Below are 21,356 nucleotides of genomic sequence, written 5' to 3'. Positions count from 1 at the left end.
CACATTCTCAAAAATTCCTAGTGTGCCTATCTATTATATACCTAAGGGAAATCGGTGCAACTACGATTTTAATGATACTTGGCTTAAGGAAGAATCGAAAAACCGCCCTCTCCCAACTGGAGAGGACGGTTGTTCTTATTCAGTCATCGATGACGGCAACACATTCCACTTCGACGAGACCACCCAGCGGTAGCTTCCCGATTTCCACGCAGGAGCGGGCTGGGAATCCATCCGTAAAATAGGATTTATAGATTTCATTGACCTTCCCAAAATCATTCATATCCTGAAGAAAGATCGTCGTTTTTACAATATCTCCGTAGGAAGCACCCGCTTCCTTTAGGATTGCGCCAAGATTCTTCATGGACGCGTGGGCTTGGGCTTCCAGCGTATCCGGCAGTTTTCCAAGCGCTACATCAATGCCAAGCTGGCCCGATACATAAACCGTATTGCCGGCCTTGATGCCTTGGACGTAAGGCCCTACAGCAGAAGGGGCATTTTTCGTAGAGATAATTTGCTTTTTCATTATTTTACAACCTCTTTTCCTTTTTTTCTGAGAACAGTACCATTTCTCCTGCCTGTATATTTTCCACCAGCAACTTCAAATACACCATTTACCATGACGTATTCGATTCCTTCCGGGTATTGAGTCGGGTCTGTAAATGTGCCTTTGTCAATGACCGTATCAGGGTTGAAGACAGTAATATCAGCGTAGGCTCCTTCCTTAATTTGGCCACGATTTTTGATATTGAAGGTAGCTGCTGGTTTACCTGTCATCTTATATACAGCTTGTTCAAGGGTTAGGGCCTTATCTTCACGAACATATTTACCAAGAACACGCGGAAAAGCACCATAAACACGAGGATGCGGTTTCCCGCCCAAAAGTCCATCCGTGCAGACGTTCATTTCCGGACGTTTCATGAAGAGTTTCACATGGTCTTCTGTACCATAGAAGTCAACCATGCCTACAGCATTTTCTTCGTCACGGAGAAGATCGAAAGTTGCATCATAGGGATCTTTCCCTCTTAGCTTACCTAATTCAGTCAGTGACAAACCAACAGCATCCTTATTCTTATCCGTCTTGACACTTGTTACATAGATCTGATCGAGGCCAGCAAAATCAACAAAGTTATCCCATCCAGGGATACCGTGTTCGATATCATAGACCATTTTTTTGCGAAGTTCCGGATCGTTGAGACGTTCAATGACCTTATTGGTCCCGCCATCATGAACCCAAGGCGGCAGGATGACCCCCAGCATCGTGCTGCCTGCTACATACGGATATTGATCAAAGGAGACGTCGATACCTTCTTTTTCAGCTTCTTCGAGAAGCTGAATCATTCCATCAATTTTGTCCCAGTTCTTACGACCGCAGACTTTGAAGTGCGAATAATGGATCTTGACGCCAGACTCCTTACCAATTTGGATAACCTCTTTCATCGAATCAAGAATGGTGTCTGCTTCGCTGCGCTGATGAATGACAAAACGGCCATCATATTCAGCGACAACTTTGCACATTTCAACAACTTCCTTGGTTTGACCATAAGCACAGGGCATATAGATAAGCCCCGTGGAAAGCCCGATAGCACCATTTTCCATTTCCCGACGGACAATGTCCTTCATCTTCTGTAGTTCCTCATCCGTAGGTTGGCGGTTATCAAGGCCCATTGCTTCCATACGGACATTGCCATGAGGAACGAGGTAGCATTCGTTAGGACCTGGTTTTACATCATCAATCATCTTAAGATACCCTGCTGTATCACGATAATGATAATTTACCTGATCGGAGTCACCATCAAGACCAGCCAGGTTCTTTCTCCAAGGACTGATATATTTTTCCGGCAGTGGAGCCATGGAGATTCCATCTTGCCCCAAGATTTCCGTCGTGATTCCCTGCATGACCTTAGGACGAACTTCAGGATCAACAAGAATCTGGAGATCACTGTGGCTGTGCGTATCAATGAATCCAGGGGCAACAACGAGACCAGTCACGTCAATGACTTCAGCGCCGTCTGCCGCATCAATCTTACCGATTTTTACAATTTTATCGCCATCAATCAGAACATCCGCTTGATAACGGTTGGAGCCAGAGCCATCGACAACGACACCATTTTTCAACAAAGTCTTCATTTTATTTCCTCCTTCTATTCTAATTAAGTTATTCTTTATCCAGTTCGATTGGAGCCGCTGCTTCTACACCACGGCTAATTTGATACTTAGAAACAATGAAGAGCACTGCAAATGCCACAATGCCGCCAGGAACCATAGCACTAAGTCCAAAGGGAGATTTAAGAGCATAGGTCCAATAGGCCGCAACAGCCGTACCGCTTAAGATAGACAGGAACCCGGCATCTTTCGTTACATTCTTGCAGAATAACCCCCCAATAAAGGCTGCAAACGGACCCGCACTTCTCAGGGCAAAAGCACTCATCATAACAGAGATAATGTTCGAGGCAGTAAGAGCTACACCAAGACCAACAAGCCCAACAATGGTCATAACAACGCGGGAAACCAAAATTTCCTTCTTATCATCATGAACACCGCCACGGATATAGGGCCGATATACGTCATTTGTGAACATTGTTGCCGTACCAATCATGTTACCGGAAGCAGAACTCATTGTAGCTGCGACAACAGCAGCGAGGATAATGCCAGCAATAATAGACGGTGCAAACTGCATCGTTGCATCAGCCAATGCATTTTTCTGTTGACTTACAGCATATCCATCAATACAAGTGTATGCCATAAGACCGATCATGGCAGGAACAATTGCATAAACTGCGGAAAGAATGCCGGTAAGAACAGAACCAATCTTTGCGGATTTACCATCTTTAGCAGAGCAGAATGTCTGGACAATTTCTTGCCCCGTAGGGAAAGTCATACAATACATAACAATGTAGCCAATAACCGTTGGAACACCAATTTTCGTCATACTGAGCATGTTCATGTCAGCACCCGTTGCCGTCTTCATAGCTGCTGCTTTAGCGAATAGTGCCGAAAAACCGCCCACAGCAGGATTTTCTGCCATAATAAACATAGCAACTGCCATACCAATAGTGATGAATAGAACATGCATCATATTTGCCGCTGCAACAGAGGCAAAACCGCCAACCATTGTATAAAGGATAACAACAGCGGTTGTAATGACAGCGGCTGTTTGAAAACTAATCCCCGTTACGACGTTAATAATGGATGCTGTTGCAATGATCTGGGCCCCAGTTGCCATAAAAAGTGCTGCAATCGATGTAAATGCCGTTACCATATGAGACGGTTTTCCGTAACGTTTCCCAATGATTTGAGGAACCGTGGAAGCAGCCGCCCGTCTAAAATAAGGAGCAATAAAAGATACTAAGATGAAACCGATACCTCCAGCAATAACGTACCAGCTTGCAGAAAGACCGTATTGGAAAACATTGGTTGCGATACCTGTAGTACTGGCCCCGCCTGTATTGGCAGCAAAAAGCGTACCTGCCAAAGTTAATGGGCCAAGAGATTTTCCGGCCATCAAAAAATCTTCATTGCTCTGAGAAGCTTTTTTCTTAGATTTCATCTTGGATACAATTAATCCGATTGCAATTGTAGCAATCATATACAGAAAAATAATAATTAAAGCTGTAATTTGCTTTTGACTCATATTATTCATCTCCTCATCACCACTTTTATACGATTATTCCCTTTTATCAGATTATTTATCGGATAAAATAAGGAATTTGCTGTCTAAGCCCAGTGGAAAACCTAGACAGCACCCGTTCTTTATTTTGCTTATTTCATCAAAGCTTTTAGAACGCCATAATAGCAATCCGTTACTTTGGCCAAGCTGTCCACTTCAACATATTCACTGACTGTATGGGCCAAATTTTCACGGGAAGGGCCAAGGCCAAAGGTCTGAATGCCAGCTTCTCCAGCATAATGGCTGCCGTTAGTGCAGAAATTGTATTGAGTGATTTCAGGATCATAACCGCGTTCATTCAGTTCTTTTTTGACTGCTTGAACAAATTCAGCATCCTTGTCAAAGAGCCAGCCAGGGAAGAAACGTTCACCTTCGATAGTTTCTCCGGTGTAACATTTTTCCTTACCTACAGCATAGGAGACTTTTACCTTAAGTTCCGGATCATCTGCCATCAGTTTATCCATAAGGGCAACAATCGGAGCCAATACACTTTCTTTGGTTTCGCCGACAAGCAAACGACGGTCATAGGTTGCGCGGCAATATTCAGGAACAACAGAGGCGCCAGGATAAGGAGCCGATTTCACGTCAACCAATTCCAAGATACCCTTCCCGAGAACGGGATGTTCTGGCGGAACAATCGTACGAATGGCTTCAATAACACGAGCCATTTTATATACAGCGTTGATTCCTTTTTCAGGGTTGGCGCTGTGGCAGGGTTTGCCGAAGGTTTCCACAACGATTTCGGCACGTCCGCGCTGGCCTACTTTCAGGTTGCACTGAGAAGCTTCACCGATAACAACAATATCAGGTTTTACATAAGCGCTGATAGAGCGGGAACCAACACCTTCAAAGCATTCTTCATGAACAACGCCATCAACATAGATTTCTCCGGCAAAGTCTTTATTCGTATCTTTTGCAAATGCAATAGCTGCCGTCGTGTAAGCTGCAATGGCACCCTTCATGTCTGTCGTACCACGACCATAAATCTTGCCATCATGAATTTCAGCCGCAAAAGGAGGATGGATCCATTCCTTTTCATTCGTTACAGGAACCGTATCCATATGTCCATCAAAAAGGATCTTCTTACCCGGCCGTTTTCCTTTGATGCATCCAATAATGTTGCCGTACTTATCGATGTGAACAGAATCGAACCCATTGGCCTTATACGTTTCTTCGAGTACTTTGGCAACGCCACCTTCATGACCGGAATAGCTCTGCTGTTGAACAAGTTTTTGACACAATGCAATAGCTTGATCTTTGACTTCTTGGTTAATCATTTGAATTTGCCTCCTCATTTTTACCTGTTTAGTTGATTTTTATTTCGCATACAGCCCATCCCAAACGATGCGGCGATAATTCTCTTTATCCGTATCCCCTTCCGTACTGAAGAAGAGGATTCTGGAGTTTTCATTAAGGTTCAGAGCTTCCTTTAGCTCCTTAAGCTCAGGATTGCGCAAGATTTCGCTAACGGCCCCAAAGGCAGCAGCACCGCTCTCTCCAGAAACAACCTTCTGATCCTTTCCCATTGGATTCCCTAAAATTCGCATGCCTTGTGCGGCTGCGTAATCCGGACAGGAAATGAAGAAGTCCGCATAATCCGACAGGACCTGCCACCCAATGCTGCAGGGTTCACCGCAGGCAAGACCAGCCATGATGGTCCGCATATGACCTGTTACAGGGTGAAGTTTACCGTCGTCGGCTTTTGCCGTTCGGAAAAGACAGTCGGCCTGATCCGGTTCCACAATGCCGATGATGGGCTTTTCATCTCCATATAAGGAGGAGAATAGCCCCGTAATCGCACCCGCAAGGGATCCGACCCCAGCCTGCAGGAAGATATGAGTTGGTTTTTCCGGCAGCTGTTCATAGGCCTCAAGACCCATGGTACCGTATCCCTGCATGATCCAACGAGGAATATCCTCATAGCCTTCCCATGCCGTATCCTGGACCATGACCCAACCTTTTTCCTCTGCATTGCGATTAGCAAGACGAACAGCATCATCATAGTTAAGATCCGTAATGGATGCCTCAGCACCTTCAGCCCGAATATTCATAAGTCGTTCTTCAGCTGAACCTTCCGGCATGTAGACCACGGAATGCTGACGGAGCTGGTTTGCCGTCCAAGCAACGCCGCGGCCATGATTGCCATCGGTTGCCGTGACAAAGGTAATATCCCCGAGCGCCTTGCGCGTTTCTTCGCTTGTCAGTTTCTCATAGGTGACCTCCTTCATATCGATGCCAAGCTTATCGGCAAGATAGTGACCCATGGCATAGCTCCCGCCTAGGACCTTGAACGCATTGAGACCGAAACGATAGGACTCGTCTTTTACATAGATGGAAGAAACGCCAAGGGCCTTTGCCGTTTCCTTGAGACAGGCGAGGGGTGTCTCCTTGTAGACAGGAAAACTGCGATGATAGGCACGCACATTTTCCTCAACAGAACGGCTTAAAAAGTCCAGGCTGCACTTCTTGTCGGCGTGAGTCTTATGAACCATTTGAAAGTCTTTTGTCATGACGCTAACTCCTCTCAAAAATTCTTTTCACTTTATATATAGCAACTATCGTGCCAAAAATGAAAAAGTGAAATAAAAGAGCCTAAAATTGCATGGGAGCATGTGGTCAGGATTATTGGCCAAATAGGAAGACCTGGGAACGAAAACAAAAAAATCTCAAAATGAGAATATATAGCTTCTCATTTTGAGATTTTTCTCATTTTGAGATTAAAAAAGAAGGGCCAGAAGGCGCAAACTTACTTTATGGTATCTCCCCTTAAAAACGCCTTAGAATTCTTTGAGAGTTCGTACGGCACGACGCCAAAGCGTTCCGACCGGAGGGCGCCGAATAAATTTTTCGATAACACGGGCCTGCAACCGAATCGCTTCGACGGTGTCTTGCGATTATCGGTCTTGAACCATCGAAAAATGCTCCTCGCTAGCCGCTGTTATGAAGTGACCTTTGTCAAGACGGTTTCCAAAAATCTTTTCCCTCATACTTGACCCAAAGATAGTACCTGGCAGCATATGGCAAGAGCTAGGGGTTCACAGTCTCCGTCTCCGGCTTTGGCCTATTCTGTTATACGTGGATTGGTTACCAACAGGCTAATGGTTTCGTCGAGAGCCACACTATCTCGTATCACGGATCTTAAGGTACAACCTATAAGCGGCTATCGTGGATGGCTCGTAAGGAGACGTCGGGCATATATTTTTACTCAGCCCAAAAATCGGGCTGATTTGATGAAGAACGTGAGGCCATTGCTTAAAAAAGACTTTGTGAAAATAATAGCCTCATGGCCTATCGTACGATGGACCGTCCCACGTTTGCGGATTTTTTACGTCTGGGTGCTTCCTTTCCTAACCATGTGTCGTCACTTCCAGCGCCCAGCTTATCAACGCGGAAGCTTTTTGCAATCTTCAGTCCATATGGGCCCATCTACTTTGTCGCCCGCGACCTCAACCTCCTAGACGTACCGGCCTCTGGCCGCAAAGAAACTCACGCGTCGCCGATTTATTTTTGGTGGTGCCGCTTCAGAGAACCTTCGCGCAACAGCTCCCGCGTCGCTGCGCTAGCGGATTGCTGACGTCTCAGGTCCGTCGTCGTCGGTGGAAGCGGGGACTCCTCGTATCTGAACCCATCTGAACCGAATTCATAAAAAGCAATTGGAAGAAAAGAATATAAGGAAAAAGATTGCAAGGCAAAAGAACATAAGAAAGGTCCAAAACCAAACGTAGAGATAGGTTCGGTTTTGGGCTCTTATCTTATATTCGAGTTTTGTAAGAAGCGGGTCCTTTTGAAACGTAGAAAGCACGATGGCAGTTGCTGGAACGTCCTTCGTCCGATCTTTTCCCTTAGAACTCGATGCGCAGCATCGATCCGTCTTACCAAGGCGGGGGCCCAAAAGCCACTTGATGCTGCGCTGCAGCAGGCAGGTCTTTTTGGTGGTGGATGAGGAGCGCAGCGACGTTTCCTCTCGAGCGATAGAAAGGCATATTCGCCCGGAGTTTCGAAAGACGCTTTTGGAGCAATAGCGAAAGTCCGAGAAACATGTTTGAGGGCGAATTTAATTCGGGCCCCACACTTCGAAAAAGGGACGGTTTGGGTCCGGCGCTGCTGTCTTTTCCCGTCCGGTCTTTTTGCCAGGAGTGTTTGCACTCCTTTAGCCAAGCGGAGCGCCTTAGCCAAGGAAGGCTCTTTTTTCTATGCATTCCGCCTCAGCCAGCTGCCGAAGGCATCCTCAGCTATATAGCATCACAGCAAGCCTTTAGCTCGAAAGCTGCAGCTTTGGCCGCGAGACAGTCAAAGCCAAAGACTCGTGACAGCTTGCCAGCCTGTTGCTCGGAGCGATTTTTGCTCCGACTACACCCCATATTCTTTGATTTTACGATACAACGTCGCCTTACTCAGTCCCAAGGCTTGGGCAGCCTTGAGCTTTCCTTCTCCGCTGCGCCCATAACGGAGTAAAGCCCTGCGGATAGCCGCTTCTTCAAGTTCTACAAGGGGCACAATGGGGGCCTCTATCCCCAAATCGGATGCTGCCACGTGAGCGTCCTGATTTGGGGTCTTTCGCATTTCCTTTGGTAAAAGATCTACATCAAGATCTCCTCCCGGAACTGCTAGATTTACCATATACTCCATGACGTTTTCGAGTTCCCGCACATTACCTGGCCAAGGATATCGCTTGAGTGTCTCCATCAAATCTTCTGTAATCCGCGGTTCTGATTTGCCAAGCAGCGATGAAAACCTTCTTATATAATGAACGGATAGTTCTTCAATATCTTCCTTGCGATTGCGCAACGGCTCGATATGGATGGGAATGACATTGAGCCGATAGTAGAGATCTTCACGGAACTGCTTTTCCTCGACCATCTTCTTCAAGTCCTTATTGGTCGCAGCAATGACCCTTACATCAATATCGACAAGTTGGTTTGACCCGATACGCACAATCTGCCGTTCCTGCAGGACGCGCAGCAGTTTGGACTGCAGATATAAGGGCATATCGCCAATTTCATCAAGGAAGATGACCCCACCATTTGCAAGTTCAAATTTCCCCATGCGCCCATTCGGATCCGCTCCCGTAAAGGCCCCTTTGACATAGCCAAAAAGCTCGGATTCCATAAGATTTTCAGGAATGGCGGCGCAGTTCAAAGCGATAAAACGGCCTTCCTTCCGGCTGCCTTCCCGCCAAATGGACGTTGCTACCATTTCCTTTCCCGTTCCACTTTCGCCCGTAATGAGGACGGTCGAAGAAGAAGGCGCAACTCGTTCGATTTCTTCCTTGAGATGCAGCGTTGCAGGGCTTGACCCCAAGATGCTGTCCTTATCGCCATGTGGTACAAAAGCCGTCTCAAAATATTGGTTCTTGATTTCCCGGCTCCGATAAAAAATGAGGACACCTTCATAATCGCGGATCTTTTGGGGAATCTTCATATAGGATCCCATGAGATGGTATGCCCGTTCCCCTACAGTCACACGGTATTCAGCATAGCGATTCAGCGTGTCTCCCGTCGCCTCAATAAGAACCTTTTTCCCCACAAGATTGTCATCTTCAAGCTGCTCCTGGGCCGAGCGATTGGTCATGGTGATGCTATGGTCTGTTCCAATGACAAGCGTGCCCTGCTGGATATTTTCAAGGGTCGTATGGAGCGTTCCCAAAAGCGCTTCTCGGCGTGCACTTTCCTTTCTTTCCTGACTCTTTACGGAAATGAAATCAGCAATCTGCTCCACAAAAGCAAGGAAGGACGCCTCCTTCGAAAGAATGGTCATCTTTTGTTCCCGCGAGCTGCCAACAAGCCCAATGACACCAATGGCCCGCCGCGGCTCCCCGCCAAAAATCGGCATGGCAATTTCGATTTCTTCCTTACAGTTCATAAAATGAGGGCAATCCCGACAAATAATTTCTTCGCCCGGTTGGTAAATAACCGACCGTTCTCCCGTCGCAAGAACCTTTCGATAGACATAGCCCTCACCGGACATATCCTTGTTGACCACATCCGCAAAAAGCCCCGTCCCGGCAATTCTGACCAAATGCTCATCTACAACTTCAACATCGACATCGGCAATGATGGAAATAATGTCCGTATAACGCTGTACCACATCTTGGATTTCATAAAGATCTGTCATCAGCTGTGTCTTAGTTTCCATAAAGACCTCTCCTCGCCACATACTTTTCCACCATGCTATCTCATTTTGAGAAAAAAAGAAAGAGGGACCCAACGAAAGCTTGATCCCTCTGCTCATAAGCAGCCATTATTCCAAATTTTTATATCAATTAAAGAACAATGAAGATAATCTCATTTAATTTTAAAATGGGTTCGGATAAAATCCGTGATAATTTTTATACACGGATTAAGATTGTCAGTTCGCCATTCAAGATATAAATCTGATAAGCTTTGTTCTTTCAGAGGGACGAAAGCCAGGCGATCAAATGCCATATACTGATAATTATTCGACAAAAAGGTCACATAATTCCCCGTTGCAACAAGCGCCATTAGGTGAGGGACATTGTTAGCTGTAATTTCGACCCGCGGTGAAAAACCACCCGTTCGTGCAATTCCATAAACCATATCATAGCCTCGTCCAGATGATTTTCGATTCATAACCGCAAAAGGCTCATTTCTAAGCTTTTTTACCGATACAATGGATTCCGTAGACAAGGGATGGTTTCTTGCTACAACAAGGCAATCCTCATAGCCTGCAACGGGGATTTCTTCAATTCCTGAGGTTTGAAGCGTACTTGAGCTCAAAATAATATCGACGGTATTTTCAGCCAATGCAGAAAGCATATCTGAAGTCGATGAACTATCAAGATCAATAGCAATCTTTGGAAAAGTCTTACTGCAGGCATTCAAGATATCAAAGAGAACGGGACTCACACTGGCATTATGAATCCCAAACGTAAGCCGACCTTCTTCCCCTCGATAGGCATTATGAGCATGCTCAACACTCGCATGATATCTAGAAACCAAATCACGGGCATCGTCAATAAAGGATTGTCCTGCTGGCGTCAGCCGAACACTGCGATGAGTGCGGAGAAATAACTTGACTCCCATTTCCCGTTCCATCTGCTGAATAGTACGGCTCAACGCAGACTGAGTAATAAAAAGACGATCTGCCGCATCTGAATAATTCAGAGTTTCCGCAAGCGTCAGGAAAAATTCAATTCCCTCAATTTTCATGTTATCTCCCCCTTGTTATCATCATACTATGATAAGGGAGCTATCGACAATTATTTTTCTCTATAACCGCATGCATGCAGCATACTGCTTGTAGGAACGGCATCAATTTCTTCAGCCATTTCAACGCCAACATTCATGACCGCCTCAAGATCATATCCCGTTGCCACACCCATTTCATGGCACATGTGGACCAAATCTTCCGTCGCCACATTACCCTTGGCGCCTGGTGCAAAAGGACAGCCACCCATGCCGCATAACGCCGCATCAAATTTGGTAAATCCTTCTTCGAGGGCAACATAGACGTTTGCCATGCCATAGCCATAGGTGTCGTGAATATGAATACTCACTTGGTCTGGATCCAAATAGGTCTTCATTTCCCTCAGAACAGCCCGCGTGTGTGCCGGTGTACTGATTCCAGCCGTATCCGCAAGGCCAACCTTTTTAACCCCGTAGGCAAAAGCTTCTTCAATGATGCCGCGAATTCGTTTCATATCAATTTCATCTCCAAAAGGAAACCCAAAAATACATGGCATTGCAAGCGTGACGTTAAGATTCGAAGCATTTTCTAGAAGTTTCAGGAAGGCCGCTTTGGATTCTTCCATCGTACGTCTGGAATTCCTCAGATTGTGTTCTTCACTAGCCGAAAGGACAAATGTCACATCCGTAAGGCCTGCCTTGATGGCATTTTCAACGCCCTTAGTATTGAGAGTGAGTCCATCAAGAACACAACTATGTTTTTTTGCATACTCAAGGGTACCAGCAACAACTTCCGCACTATCATCCATTTGCGGCACATATTTAGGATTTACAAAGGAAGTTACATCAATTCGCTTGGCACCATAATCAATCATTTTCTTGATGTATTTAATTTTGTTTTCCTTAGATATATGAATGGGGTAGTTCTGCCACCCATCGCGGGGGCAAACTTCCATAAGCTCGATTACCTTCGGCAATGCCATAAATTAATCGCTCCTTCCACAGGATAATCCGTCCGCTTCCAAAATAAAGGGAAAACAGACGGATATAACCTCATTTCTTGCAAACAGGGGACAGGTTAAGCGCTCCAGCAGCTTCATATGTCTTCAATTCTTCTTCGCTAAAGCCCAGTTTTTCAAAGACATCCTTGTTATCAGCTCCCAGTTCCGGAGCACAGGTGTCATACTGACATGGATATTCACTCATCTTGATGGGGTTTCCAAGTACCGTAAGATTTCCCAGTGTGGGATGCGGGACCTTCACAAACATTTGACGCACATCCGTAATTTCCTTATCGTTGGCAATATCCTTGCAATCATAAATGGGACCAACAGGAACACCTACTGAATCAATCAGCTTGACTACTTCATCAACCGTTTTATCAGCTGCCCATGTTTCGATGATTTTCTTAAGTCCTGCTGCATTGGCTCTCCGTTTTGGTGTATCCACATAAAGAGGATTATCCGGCAAATCCGGTCGATTCAGAACGGTACAAAGCTTTTTAAAATGAGCATCCGTTCCACTAGCAAGTACAAAATAATTATCTTTCGCCTTGAAAGAATCATACGGGGCCGACGTTAGATATTCATTACCTGTGCGAGTAGGACACACACCCGTATATATATACTGCATGAGTTTTGCTTCCATAGCAGATACAACACTATCTACCAAGGCAACATCAATACGTTGCCCTTCTCCAGTCGCAATCCGTTTAAAAAGGGATCCTGCTACAGCAAAAGCACAGTTGATACCAGCAAGCAAATCACCAATTGCCATCCCTGCACGGGTTGGCTGATCATCAGGCCATCCCGTAATTGACATGGATCCACCGAGCGCTTGGGCAATCAAGTCATATCCTGGGCGCTTCGCCCTTGCACCATATTGACCATACCCAGAGATGGAAGCATAGATAAGACGCGGATTGAGTTCATGGCAATGTTCCCATCCAAAGCCCAAGCGATCCATAACACCAGGGCGATTATTCTCAATTAAGACGTCCGCTGATTTAACAAGTTCCGCAAAGAGTTTCTTTCCTTCTTCTGTCTTAAGATTTAAGGCAATCCCCCGTTTATTTCGATTGAGGTTTTGGAAATACATACTGACGCCTTCCTTAGGCTCTTTGGGAACGCCATTACGAACGAAGTTTCCACCCGTCGCAAGGTTTTCAAACTTCAGTACTTCTGCCCCATTATCAGCAAAATACATCCCGCAATAGGGGCCTGCCAAAAAGTCTGTAAAATCAATAACCCGAACCCCTTCAAAAAGTCTTTGTCCCATAATTTCCTCACATCCCCTTTATCTCTGTTTTCTTCCACATTCCAATCCCTTTTCAAATGCAGCCTGATTCAAGGGAAGAAGTTTTACTTTTTTTGCCAGTTTCTTTTTAATGGTTTTCCAGACAATGGCAGGGTCAATAACTTTTGTATAGCCTACGTAGACACCAAGCATAATTACATTAAGGACTTTAGCATTTCCCATTTCAAGTGCCATTTCAGTCACCGGTGCCGACACAACTTTCACATCACTGCGATTAATATCACTTCTTACGATGGAACTATTGATAAAGAGAGTTCCTCCATGGTTCAGGCGTGGCAGAAATTTATTCAAGGAAGCTCCATTCATCACGATGAGGTCATCCATCGTATCGCTCACCGGCGCTCCAACAGTGCCATCAGCAATGACAACATAGCAATTAGCCGTTCCGCCTCTTTGTTCTGCCCCATAAGAGGGGAAAAAGGTTACATTTTTATCCGTTGAATCGCACGCTACCTGTGCCAAAAATTTTCCGAGCGTCATGACCCCCTGCCCGCCAAATCCAGCTACACATAAATTTCTTTCCATCTTGGTCCCCCCTTATTTATCCCGTATAACACCCAACGGGAATTCTTTAAGCATATGGTCTTCAATGAAATCCAAGGATTCCAAGGCGGTCATTCCCCAGTTGGTTGGACATCCCGTCACAATTTCCACCATGGAAAAACCTTTTCCTTCCAACTGATTTTGAAATGCCTTCTTGATAGCATCCTTCGTTTTCATGACATTACCCGGATTATTGCAGCTTGTTCTCACAAGGTAACGCGGTGCAGTCAATTCATTCAAGATTTCACACATATGCATGGGATAGCCATGTTCCTTCGGGTTACGCCCTTTAGGAGCTGTAGAAGCCTTCATTCCCACAAGCGTCGTAGGAGCAAGCTGGCCTCCAGTCATACCATAAATCCCATTATTTACAAAGATAACGGTAATGTTCTCGCCACGATTTGCAGCCATCATCGTTTCGGCAAGCCCAATGGAGGCAAGATCCCCATCACCTTGATAAGTATAAACAAGAGTATCCGGGTTTGACCGCTTCATTCCAGTTGCAACGGCACAGGCTCGACCATGAGGAGCTGTCGTATTATCATAGGCCATGTAGTCCATGTGAAGACCACAGCACCCAATTCCTAATACGCCAGCTGCTTTATCAACGACATCCATCTCTTCAAGCACTTCTCCAATGAGCTTAATGATGGTGGAATGCATACATCCTGGGCAAAATCCAGAGACCTTATCTTTCTGGATAGTTTTCGTTCTCGAATAAATCAATTCCATTGTCATTTTCCCTCCCTCGACATGTCCTTGATAGCACTGACAACAGCATCTCGACTCATGATATTGCCACCAGAGCAAAGGCAAGTCTTAATCGAAACCCGTTCTTTTACAGCCACTTCTACATCTTTGATAAATTGTGCAGGAATTGACATTTCCACATCGAGAATCCCCTTGATTTTTCTGTAATCAAATTTATCAAATGCTTCATAAGGGAATGGATTAACCGTTATAGGGCGGACGACACCAACATTGATTCCTTCCTTACGGAGCATATCTGCGGCAGATTTGGAAATACGAGCTGAAATTCCATAAGAAGCAATGATGTATTCTGCATCCTCTACTTTATAGAGTTCCGCTTCTGCATCTTTTTTCCAAGATTCGTAGAGTGCCGCCGCTTCTTCATTACAGCGTTGCATATCAACTGTTTTCCAATGGCCCGGTTCAATCCAGGATCTCTTTTCTGTAAGGGCATGCCCCACACAAGCCCATTTTTTCTTTTCTTCCTTAATGGTATTGATTTCTTCGGTGCTTTTCATTTCTGGAAGAACGACCGGTTCCATCATGGTCCCAATAACTCCATCGGCAAGGATTAAAACTGGATTACGATCCTTATCTGCATAATCAAATGCCTGATAAACCATATCTACAGCTTCCTGGACCGTAGCCGGGGCAAACACACGCATTTGGAACCCACCATTTCCCGAAGCCTTTGTCGCCTGCAAATAGTCCATCTGAGCCGGTTGAATAGAGCCGACCCCAGGGCCGCCTCGTGCCACATTAACATAAACCATAGGAATACGAGCTGCGGCGCAGTAGCTTATGCCTTCACTCTTGAGAGCAATTCCCGGACTTGAAGAAGAAGTCATTGCTCTTGTTCCAACAGAGGCAGCACCATACACCATATTGATTGATGCCACTTCAGATTCTCCTTGAACAAATACTCCACCTACTTCTGGAAGTCTGCGTGAAAAATATTCTGGAATCTCATTCTGCGGTGTAATCGGATACCCAGCGAAGAAACGGCAACCCGCACGTACCGCCGCTTCAGCAATCGCTTCACAGCCCTTAATGAATACTCTTTCCATATTCTTCCATCTCCTCATTTATAAACTTCAATCGCACCATCAGGACAAATCCGTCCACAAATCGCACATCCAATGCATGCTTCCACATGAATGGGATGTACAAATTCATAGCCCTTAGAATTGACCTCTTTGCCCATTTCCAGAACATGCTTCGGGCAAAACTTAATGCAGTAGCCGCAGCTCTTGCATCTTTCACTAATTACTTTTACCATCGCCATTTTAGTTCCCCCTTCAATAAGTTAGAATAAATTAATTTGATCATATCTGAGCCCATTCATAGGACAGATATAATTGAATTGGAATCACTTCCAGATTTTCACTCAGTTTATTCACAAAACCGGATTCTGAAGTCATCTTTTTATATAAGTGATTTTCCAAAAAACAAGCTTTCAGAGGAATAAGGCCACTCATCAGAGCCTTTAGCATAGCTATTCCATTCTGGAAATCCGACGCTGTCGTCGTAATCCCAAGATTAGGATTGCCAACAAACGCTAATTTTTTGACATCAAGATAGGTAACCCCTAAGATTGCCGTCAAGGTTCCATCAATATGCTCTAGCGTCGTAGACCAGGGACAGTATGGATTAAGAACATAGTAAACAGCCACATTATCATTTCGCAGTTTTGAGGCATAGGGCCCAATCGCTCTAGCACCGACAGCATCTCCGCCCACATCCATGACAACATAACAGGAATCATCCTTTAGTAGGCAATCAAGGCCGCCTACCGTAACTGGAGTATCCATAAACTGCTCGACAAAATGGACTGTCACATCAGCCTTTTCAAGAACCTTGGCTGCATCCCTTGAACGAAACAAGGGTTTTGTCATATCAAGATCAAAGAAGTGTACAGGTTTTTCTTGGGCCTTTCCCAGCATAATTGCCACATTCAGAGAAATTTCACTTTTCCCGCAACCCGCCTCACCAAGGAAGACAAAATTGGTGACGCCTTGTTCTGCTAAACAATTAGGCTTCATTAGATTTCCCTCCTGTTAAAAACGAGTACTGCTTTTCATTACATTGGGCAAATAAGCTGGGCAATCGGTCCATAGAAAATAAATGCACAAATCAACAGGACGACCAAATTAATTCCCGAAACAAGAAGCAACTGCGCAAACACCTTATTTTGGTATTCTTTCGTAAACTCTTTTTTGAGTTCCCCACCAAGAGCTGCAAGAATCAAGGCGCCGCCTGTTGACATGGGACTTGTCCCAGCAAGCGCGCCGCCTTCTGCAACCGCACTCATCAAAGCAACTGGATGAGTTCCACCAATCTGATTGGCAAGATCAACGCAAATAGGCATCATCGTTGGATAGACAACACTGAGGGCAGAGCTTACAAGACTCAAAAGGCCTGCAGAAAAGCCCGTCAGGGAGGCAGCTGTGGAAGGACTCATAATACTGGCAAGCGCATCACGCATAAGCGAAATCCCGCCCATCTTATCCACGACTCGTAGCAAGGCTCCCACAAAAAGGACCATCAGAATTGTATTCCAGGGCATGGCCTTGATACACGACGCATCATCAGCAACACGGAAAAAGAGCAGAATTGCAGCACAAGAAAGAGCTGCAAGTCCAATGTTGACCTTGCCGAAGATAATGAGTACAAGCATCAAGACAATGGCACCAAGTGCCTTTAACTGATTAGAAGTAAATTTTTCCGTTACAGCCATAATTTCCATATCTTTCTTAGCTTTTACCTTATGCCCACCAAAAAGAACAAAGAGCACAAGACAGACAACAAGGGAAGTCAAAATTGTATTTATGATAATCGCCAGAATGGCAAGTTGACTCAGCCCGCTCTTTTCAAGGGCACTGATAATTATTGCTCCCTCCGGCGTCAGCGGTGAAAAGCGCCCTGGTGTCATGGCCATAATTCCGATAAGAGCCATCATGAGCGGATTATATCCAGTCTGTCTTGCAATGGAAACCGCTAGCGGAGGAATAATTGCGAGAACCGGGACACCTCCAGGCCCAATCCCAACAAGGATGAAACCCGTAAGACCAATTAAAATCGGCAGAAGCCAAATTCTCTTTCCAGCTAGGCCAACAATCTTCTTTGCAATCAAATCTAAGACACCTGTCTGGATAACAATGGCAAACAAAAGTGTGATTCCTACGAGAGTCGTGAATAAGCCAATATTTATTCCAGCAATAAATTGCTTATCCGAAATTCCAAAGAAACGAATACCTATCGTGCCAAGCGTCATAGCAAGGACACCAATATTATTTTTTCTGAAAAATGCAATAATAATTGCTGCTACAAACAGTATTAATGAATAAACTGCCATGATATTTTCTCCCCCTTATTCTTTTCAAATGGCCCAGATTACTGTTTTTTACTCTCCCAGAGAAATTTTAGAATTATCCGATAACTACTTCTATGTATCTTAACCTCACCTTCATTCTAGAATCAGCTATCCATCCAATCAAATCCAAATTTGCATTGCTCTTATGCGAAAAATGAAATAATCCTGATTCTATCTTGCCTTGATATGCAAAAGATTATTGAAAATTTCCTGATATAAGATAAAACGGTGGCTCTTTTATTCCTTTTCTAACTGCGATTGTTCATTTCTCTTATTTTGATTTATTTATCGTAAAAGGACAGCATAAGAAAAAAAAGAACTACTGCTCTCTCTAAGATAGAAAAAACAACAGTTCGTTTTCTTGATTATCACTGGCCTGTGGCATCTCTATTCAGCAGGACATTGCGAAATTCCTTTGGTTTTGATGCGGAAATTCTCGAGAAAGCTTTATTACAAGAAAATAATCATTTAAATGCTCTTTCCTCCATCAACGAGGATGATATCTCCTGTCTGCCACAAAGACAGTTCGGAGAGGAGAAATTCAATGGCAGGGGCAAGGTCTTCCGGTCGGCCGATGCGCCCCAAGGGATAGCCCGGTGCCTTTTTCTCCGACCACTGATCGTATCCTTTCTGGGTGTAGTCACCGCTTGCGACATAGATATTAGTATAGACAGCGCCTGGATTGATGCTATTGACGCGGATCTGGTACTTTCCCAGTTCCTGGGCAAGGTACTTTGTGAGGGCATCAAGGCCCGCTTTGCTTGCGCTATAGGCAATGGACCCACCAACCCGCTGGGACGCCATAGAAGAGATATTGACGATGGACGCGTTCCGGCCTTTCTTCAAAAGCGGCAGAAAGGTCTTTACCAAAAGAAAAGGTCCACGCAGGTTCACGGCAAAAAGCCGGTCCCAGTCCTCAATGGTTTGGGTCTCCACGCCGCCCAGTTTAATGATGCCTGCACCGGACACAAGCCCATCAAGGCGGCCATACTTTTTCTCCACTCCCTCATAAAGGCGCGCAAGGTCCCTTTCATCACTGACATCGCCCAGTAAAAAATCAACATCATTTCCCAGGTCCCCGAGTTTTTCCTGAGCTTCTTGGGCCCTTTTTTCATTTCTTGATAGGGAAATGACCTGATACCCGCCTTTCTTAAGAAGATAGGCGATGGTCCCAAGGCCAATCCCGCTCGTTCCGCCTGTAATGAGAACAATCCGATTTGTGTCCATGATGTTTCTCCTTCCTAAAAAAAAACGGAGCAAATGCCCCGCGATGGATGTCCGTCCCTCAGCCTGCCACGGCTTCGCACAGGAGCTGGTGCAGGAACTGCTTGGTCCGTTCTTCTTTTGGCTGTTCAAAAATATCTTTAGCGGTCCCTTCTTCGACAATGACGCCATCCGCCATAAAGATCACATGACTTGCCACGCTTTTTGCAAAGCGCATTTCGTGGGTCACGACAATCATCGTCGTTCCTTCATCGGCAAGGGACTTCATGACGCGGAGCACGTCGCCGACAAGTTCCGGGTCAAGGGCCGACGTTGGTTCATCAAAAAGGATCACATCGGGCCGCACCGCAATGGCCCGGGCAATACCGACGCGCTGCTGCTGACCGCCAGAAAGCTGGGCCGGATAGGCGTCCGCCCGTTCCAGCATACCCACCTTTTGCAGGGCTTCCCGCGCCCGCTCTTCCGCTTCCGTCTTGCTGATGCCGCGGCCTGCTGTTAGACCTAAGGTCACATTTTCAAGGACCGTCTTGTTGGCAAAAAGATTGTAGTTTTGGAAGACAAAGGCCGTCTTCCTCCGCACATCGGCAATGTCCTTGTTTGACGCGTCATGAAGGTCGATGGTCTTGCCATCAAGCTCCAATTCTCCCCCATCGGCGCGCTCCAGGAAATTGAGGCACCGCAAAAAAGTTGTCTTACCCGAACCACTCGGGCCTAAAATAACGACGACGTCACCTTTATCAATATCCATGTTCACGTCCCGCAAAACGGGCGTGCCATTAAATTCTTTCTTCACATGACAAATTGACATGAGCATCGGTCAGTTCCTCCTTTACGCAGCCATCCGGTACTGTCCCAGATGGTCCTCGGCAAGCTTATAGCCCCATTGGACCAGGGAGCAGACGATGAGATAGACCAAAAATACGTCCACATAGGCTTCAATATAGTTGTAGCCAAAGGAAGCTTCCACTTTGGCAATGGCAAGGACGTCCTTCACGGTCATGAGAAAGGCCAGGCTCGTTCCCTTGATGAGATTGACCGTCACATTGCAGATGGCCGGCAGGGCCACCACCCCCGCCTGAGGGATAATGACATGGCGATAGGTCTGAAAATCCGAAAGCCCCGCCGCCTGTCCTGCTTCCAGCTGTCCTTTAGGGATACTTAAGAGGGCCGACCGGAACACTTCCGTAAGAAGGGCCGTCGTATTGACCGTAAAAATGAAAAGAGCATACCAAAAAGGATTGACGTTTTCAAAGACATTAAAGGAAAGACCCAGGGACTTCACAATTACGTTCAGAAAGCTCGGCAGCAGGCTGTAAAGGAGCAGGATCTGCAGGATCATGGGCGTTCCCCGCACAAAAGAGACGTAGCTGCCAAAAAGGGCGCTTGCCACGCCGCGTCTTTTGAGACGAATGACAGCAATGTAAAAAGCAAGAGGCAGGGAAAGAAGCAAAGAAAGCGCGGTAAGACCCAAGGTAACGCCAATGCCGTCCCAGATTTTAAAAAACGTTGCTTCCATAAAAGTATAATCTAGTTCCATCGTGTCTCTCCTTTCTACAAAGTCAGCTCGGCCCATTTTTTCTGGACCTTATGAAAGAGGGCTGCCTTCTGAGGCGCCCGTTCTTTTTTCACAGCAAGGGTCCCGCCCTTATTGAGATGCTCTTCGAGGCGCCGGATACCCCAACCCGTCAGCGACGTCATGGCCCAGTAAATCAAAAGGCAAGCCAGGTAGATTTCGATGCCGTAGGCCCCATAATTTTGCGCAATGATGAGATTGCCCTTCCCCAAAAGGTCAACAAGGCCAATGGTATAAGCAAGGGCCCCTTCCTTCATGAGATTGATGAGGGCATTGCCAAAGTTCGGCAGGGCAATGAGTGCCGCCTGGGGGAGGACCACATGGCGCATTGCCTTGATAGGACTGAGGCCCACACTGACGGCCGCTTCATACTGCCCTTTGGGGACAGCGGAAATGGCCGCCCGAAAGACTTCGGAAATGTAGGCCCCAAAAAGGAGGACAAAGGTCAGGATGGCAAAGTATGCCCGGCTGATGTCGTTGATGTCATAATCAAGATATTCATAGGTAAACTTAGGCAGTCCATAAAATACAATGAACAGCAATACAATGGACGGCGTGCATCGCATGATGTACGTATAGGCATGAGCAAGGCTCCGCAGCACCTTGTTCTTCCCCAGTTTGGCCCAAGCAAGGAGGAGCCCCAAGAGGCTCCCTAAAATGACGCTTGAAAAGGCCACACCCAGCGTCACCGACAGAAAGGGAAGAAGTGCCGGTATGGTTGAGAAGATGACCGAAGGATCAAAAATACGCGTCTCCATGATTTCA

General features: G+C 45.9%; 19 protein-coding genes. All 19 read right to left on the bottom strand.

The features are described from left to right. Positions 1 to 139 precede the first annotated feature (139 nt). Complete coding sequence (locus HMPREF1246_RS09810) at positions 140 to 523, bottom strand: RidA family protein (protein ID WP_016459894.1); 384 nt, start codon at positions 521 to 523, stop codon at positions 140 to 142. Then, positions 523 to 2,127, bottom strand: coding sequence for an amidohydrolase family protein (locus HMPREF1246_RS09805; RefSeq protein ID WP_021737429.1), 1,605 nt, complete (start codon positions 2,125 to 2,127; stop codon positions 523 to 525). The genes HMPREF1246_RS09810 and HMPREF1246_RS09805 overlap by 1 nt, the downstream gene beginning before the upstream one ends. A 28-nt stretch (positions 2,128 to 2,155) precedes the next feature. After that, positions 2,156 to 3,631, bottom strand: a complete 1,476-nt coding sequence (locus HMPREF1246_RS09800; protein WP_016459892.1) for a sodium:solute symporter family protein — start codon at positions 3,629 to 3,631, stop codon at positions 2,156 to 2,158. A 128-nt stretch (positions 3,632 to 3,759) separates the two neighbouring features. Further along, positions 3,760 to 4,944 carry a YgeY family selenium metabolism-linked hydrolase gene (locus HMPREF1246_RS09795; protein ID WP_021737445.1) on the bottom strand — a complete coding sequence of 395 codons (1,185 nt, stop codon included), beginning with the start codon at positions 4,942 to 4,944 and terminating at the stop codon, positions 3,760 to 3,762. A 39-nt stretch (positions 4,945 to 4,983) separates the two neighbouring features. Further along, on the bottom strand, positions 4,984 to 6,177 hold the full coding sequence (gene dpaL / locus HMPREF1246_RS09790) for a diaminopropionate ammonia-lyase (protein WP_021737442.1): 1,194 nt from the start codon (positions 6,175 to 6,177) through the stop codon (positions 4,984 to 4,986). Between the two features lie 1,840 nt (positions 6,178 to 8,017). Then, positions 8,018 to 9,802: a sigma-54-dependent Fis family transcriptional regulator gene (locus HMPREF1246_RS09780; protein ID WP_021737433.1), complete on the bottom strand. Its 1,785-nt coding sequence runs from the start codon at positions 9,800 to 9,802 to the stop codon at positions 8,018 to 8,020. A gap of 149 nt (positions 9,803 to 9,951) precedes the next feature. Next, positions 9,952 to 10,836, bottom strand: a complete 885-nt coding sequence (locus HMPREF1246_RS09775) for a LysR family transcriptional regulator (RefSeq protein WP_021737452.1) — start codon at positions 10,834 to 10,836, stop codon at positions 9,952 to 9,954. A 50-nt stretch (positions 10,837 to 10,886) separates the two neighbouring features. Further along, positions 10,887 to 11,795, bottom strand: a complete 909-nt coding sequence (locus HMPREF1246_RS09770; protein ID WP_021737425.1) for a hydroxymethylglutaryl-CoA lyase — start codon at positions 11,793 to 11,795, stop codon at positions 10,887 to 10,889. Positions 11,796 to 11,865: 70 nt separating this feature from the next. Then, complete coding sequence (locus HMPREF1246_RS09765) at positions 11,866 to 13,089, bottom strand: CaiB/BaiF CoA-transferase family protein (RefSeq protein ID WP_021737412.1); 1,224 nt, start codon at positions 13,087 to 13,089, stop codon at positions 11,866 to 11,868. 18 nt (positions 13,090 to 13,107) lie between these two features. Next, positions 13,108 to 13,653 carry a 2-oxoacid:acceptor oxidoreductase family protein gene (locus HMPREF1246_RS09760; protein ID WP_021737428.1) on the bottom strand — a complete coding sequence of 182 codons (546 nt, stop codon included), beginning with the start codon at positions 13,651 to 13,653 and terminating at the stop codon, positions 13,108 to 13,110. Positions 13,654 to 13,665: 12 nt separating this feature from the next. Further along, positions 13,666 to 14,403 carry a thiamine pyrophosphate-dependent enzyme gene (locus tag HMPREF1246_RS09755; RefSeq protein WP_021737408.1) on the bottom strand — a complete coding sequence of 246 codons (738 nt, stop codon included), beginning with the start codon at positions 14,401 to 14,403 and terminating at the stop codon, positions 13,666 to 13,668. Positions 14,404 to 14,405: 2 nt separating this feature from the next. Beyond that, on the bottom strand, positions 14,406 to 15,488 hold the full coding sequence (gene vorB / locus HMPREF1246_RS09750; protein ID WP_035224786.1) for a 3-methyl-2-oxobutanoate dehydrogenase subunit VorB: 1,083 nt from the start codon (positions 15,486 to 15,488) through the stop codon (positions 14,406 to 14,408). 14 nt (positions 15,489 to 15,502) lie between these two features. Continuing rightward, the gene (locus HMPREF1246_RS09745) at positions 15,503 to 15,706 is read right to left on the bottom strand and encodes a ferredoxin family protein (RefSeq protein ID WP_021737394.1); all 204 of its coding nucleotides are present in this window, start codon (positions 15,704 to 15,706) and stop codon (positions 15,503 to 15,505) included. Positions 15,707 to 15,746: 40 nt separating this feature from the next. Further along, positions 15,747 to 16,463, bottom strand: coding sequence for a hypothetical protein (locus tag HMPREF1246_RS09740; RefSeq protein ID WP_021737396.1), 717 nt, complete (start codon positions 16,461 to 16,463; stop codon positions 15,747 to 15,749). A 38-nt stretch (positions 16,464 to 16,501) separates the two neighbouring features. Further along, positions 16,502 to 17,776, bottom strand: a complete 1,275-nt coding sequence (locus HMPREF1246_RS09735) for an SLC13 family permease (protein ID WP_021737435.1) — start codon at positions 17,774 to 17,776, stop codon at positions 16,502 to 16,504. Positions 17,777 to 18,262: 486 nt separating this feature from the next. Next, positions 18,263 to 19,021: an SDR family NAD(P)-dependent oxidoreductase gene (locus tag HMPREF1246_RS09730; RefSeq protein ID WP_021737443.1), complete on the bottom strand. Its 759-nt coding sequence runs from the start codon at positions 19,019 to 19,021 to the stop codon at positions 18,263 to 18,265. A gap of 58 nt (positions 19,022 to 19,079) precedes the next feature. Then, positions 19,080 to 19,832 carry an amino acid ABC transporter ATP-binding protein gene (locus tag HMPREF1246_RS09725; protein WP_021737411.1) on the bottom strand — a complete coding sequence of 251 codons (753 nt, stop codon included), beginning with the start codon at positions 19,830 to 19,832 and terminating at the stop codon, positions 19,080 to 19,082. Between the two features lie 15 nt (positions 19,833 to 19,847). Beyond that, the gene (locus HMPREF1246_RS09720) at positions 19,848 to 20,555 is read right to left on the bottom strand and encodes an amino acid ABC transporter permease (protein ID WP_021737402.1); all 708 of its coding nucleotides are present in this window, start codon (positions 20,553 to 20,555) and stop codon (positions 19,848 to 19,850) included. Positions 20,556 to 20,569: 14 nt separating this feature from the next. Then, entirely contained in the window at positions 20,570 to 21,349 is a 780-nt protein-coding gene (locus HMPREF1246_RS09715) for an amino acid ABC transporter permease (protein ID WP_021737421.1), read from the bottom strand. Positions 21,350 to 21,356: the final 7 nt, after the last annotated feature.

It is taken from the genome of Acidaminococcus sp. BV3L6, assembly GCF_000468835.1.
GTDB classification, from domain to species: domain Bacteria; phylum Bacillota; class Negativicutes; order Acidaminococcales; family Acidaminococcaceae; genus Acidaminococcus; species Acidaminococcus intestini.
The sequence above is the reverse complement of the archived record's forward strand: the minus strand, read 5'-3'. Positions and strand labels throughout refer to the sequence as shown.

Bases quoted from the DNA above. Each gene is read 5' to 3' on its own strand.
- HMPREF1246_RS09720 (WP_021737402.1), bottom strand. From the start codon at position 20,555: ATGGAACTAGATTATACTTTTATGGAAGCAACGTTTTTTAAAATCTGG.
- HMPREF1246_RS09730 (WP_021737443.1), bottom strand. From the start codon at position 19,021: ATGGACACAAATCGGATTGTTCTCATTACAGGCGGAACGAGCGGGATT.
- HMPREF1246_RS09715 (WP_021737421.1), bottom strand. From the start codon at position 21,349: ATGGAGACGCGTATTTTTGATCCTTCGGTCATCTTCTCAACCATACCG.
- HMPREF1246_RS09770 (WP_021737425.1), bottom strand. From the start codon at position 11,795: ATGGCATTGCCGAAGGTAATCGAGCTTATGGAAGTTTGCCCCCGCGAT.
- HMPREF1246_RS09810 (WP_016459894.1), bottom strand. From the start codon at position 523: ATGAAAAAGCAAATTATCTCTACGAAAAATGCCCCTTCTGCTGTAGGG.
- HMPREF1246_RS09725 (WP_021737411.1), bottom strand. From the start codon at position 19,832: ATGCTCATGTCAATTTGTCATGTGAAGAAAGAATTTAATGGCACGCCC.
- HMPREF1246_RS09760 (WP_021737428.1), bottom strand. From the start codon at position 13,653: ATGGAAAGAAATTTATGTGTAGCTGGATTTGGCGGGCAGGGGGTCATG.
- HMPREF1246_RS09745 (WP_021737394.1), bottom strand. From the start codon at position 15,706: ATGGCGATGGTAAAAGTAATTAGTGAAAGATGCAAGAGCTGCGGCTAC.
- HMPREF1246_RS09800 (WP_016459892.1), bottom strand. From the start codon at position 3,631: ATGAGTCAAAAGCAAATTACAGCTTTAATTATTATTTTTCTGTATATG.
- HMPREF1246_RS09775 (WP_021737452.1), bottom strand. From the start codon at position 10,836: ATGAAAATTGAGGGAATTGAATTTTTCCTGACGCTTGCGGAAACTCTG.
- dpaL (WP_021737442.1), bottom strand. From the start codon at position 6,177: ATGACAAAAGACTTTCAAATGGTTCATAAGACTCACGCCGACAAGAAG.
- HMPREF1246_RS09755 (WP_021737408.1), bottom strand. From the start codon at position 14,403: ATGGAATTGATTTATTCGAGAACGAAAACTATCCAGAAAGATAAGGTC.
- HMPREF1246_RS09735 (WP_021737435.1), bottom strand. From the start codon at position 17,776: ATGGCAGTTTATTCATTAATACTGTTTGTAGCAGCAATTATTATTGCA.
- vorB (WP_035224786.1), bottom strand. From the start codon at position 15,488: ATGGAAAGAGTATTCATTAAGGGCTGTGAAGCGATTGCTGAAGCGGCG.
- HMPREF1246_RS09740 (WP_021737396.1), bottom strand. From the start codon at position 16,463: ATGAAGCCTAATTGTTTAGCAGAACAAGGCGTCACCAATTTTGTCTTC.
- HMPREF1246_RS09780 (WP_021737433.1), bottom strand. From the start codon at position 9,802: ATGGAAACTAAGACACAGCTGATGACAGATCTTTATGAAATCCAAGAT.
- HMPREF1246_RS09795 (WP_021737445.1), bottom strand. From the start codon at position 4,944: ATGATTAACCAAGAAGTCAAAGATCAAGCTATTGCATTGTGTCAAAAA.
- HMPREF1246_RS09765 (WP_021737412.1), bottom strand. From the start codon at position 13,089: ATGGGACAAAGACTTTTTGAAGGGGTTCGGGTTATTGATTTTACAGAC.
- HMPREF1246_RS09805 (WP_021737429.1), bottom strand. From the start codon at position 2,127: ATGAAGACTTTGTTGAAAAATGGTGTCGTTGTCGATGGCTCTGGCTCC.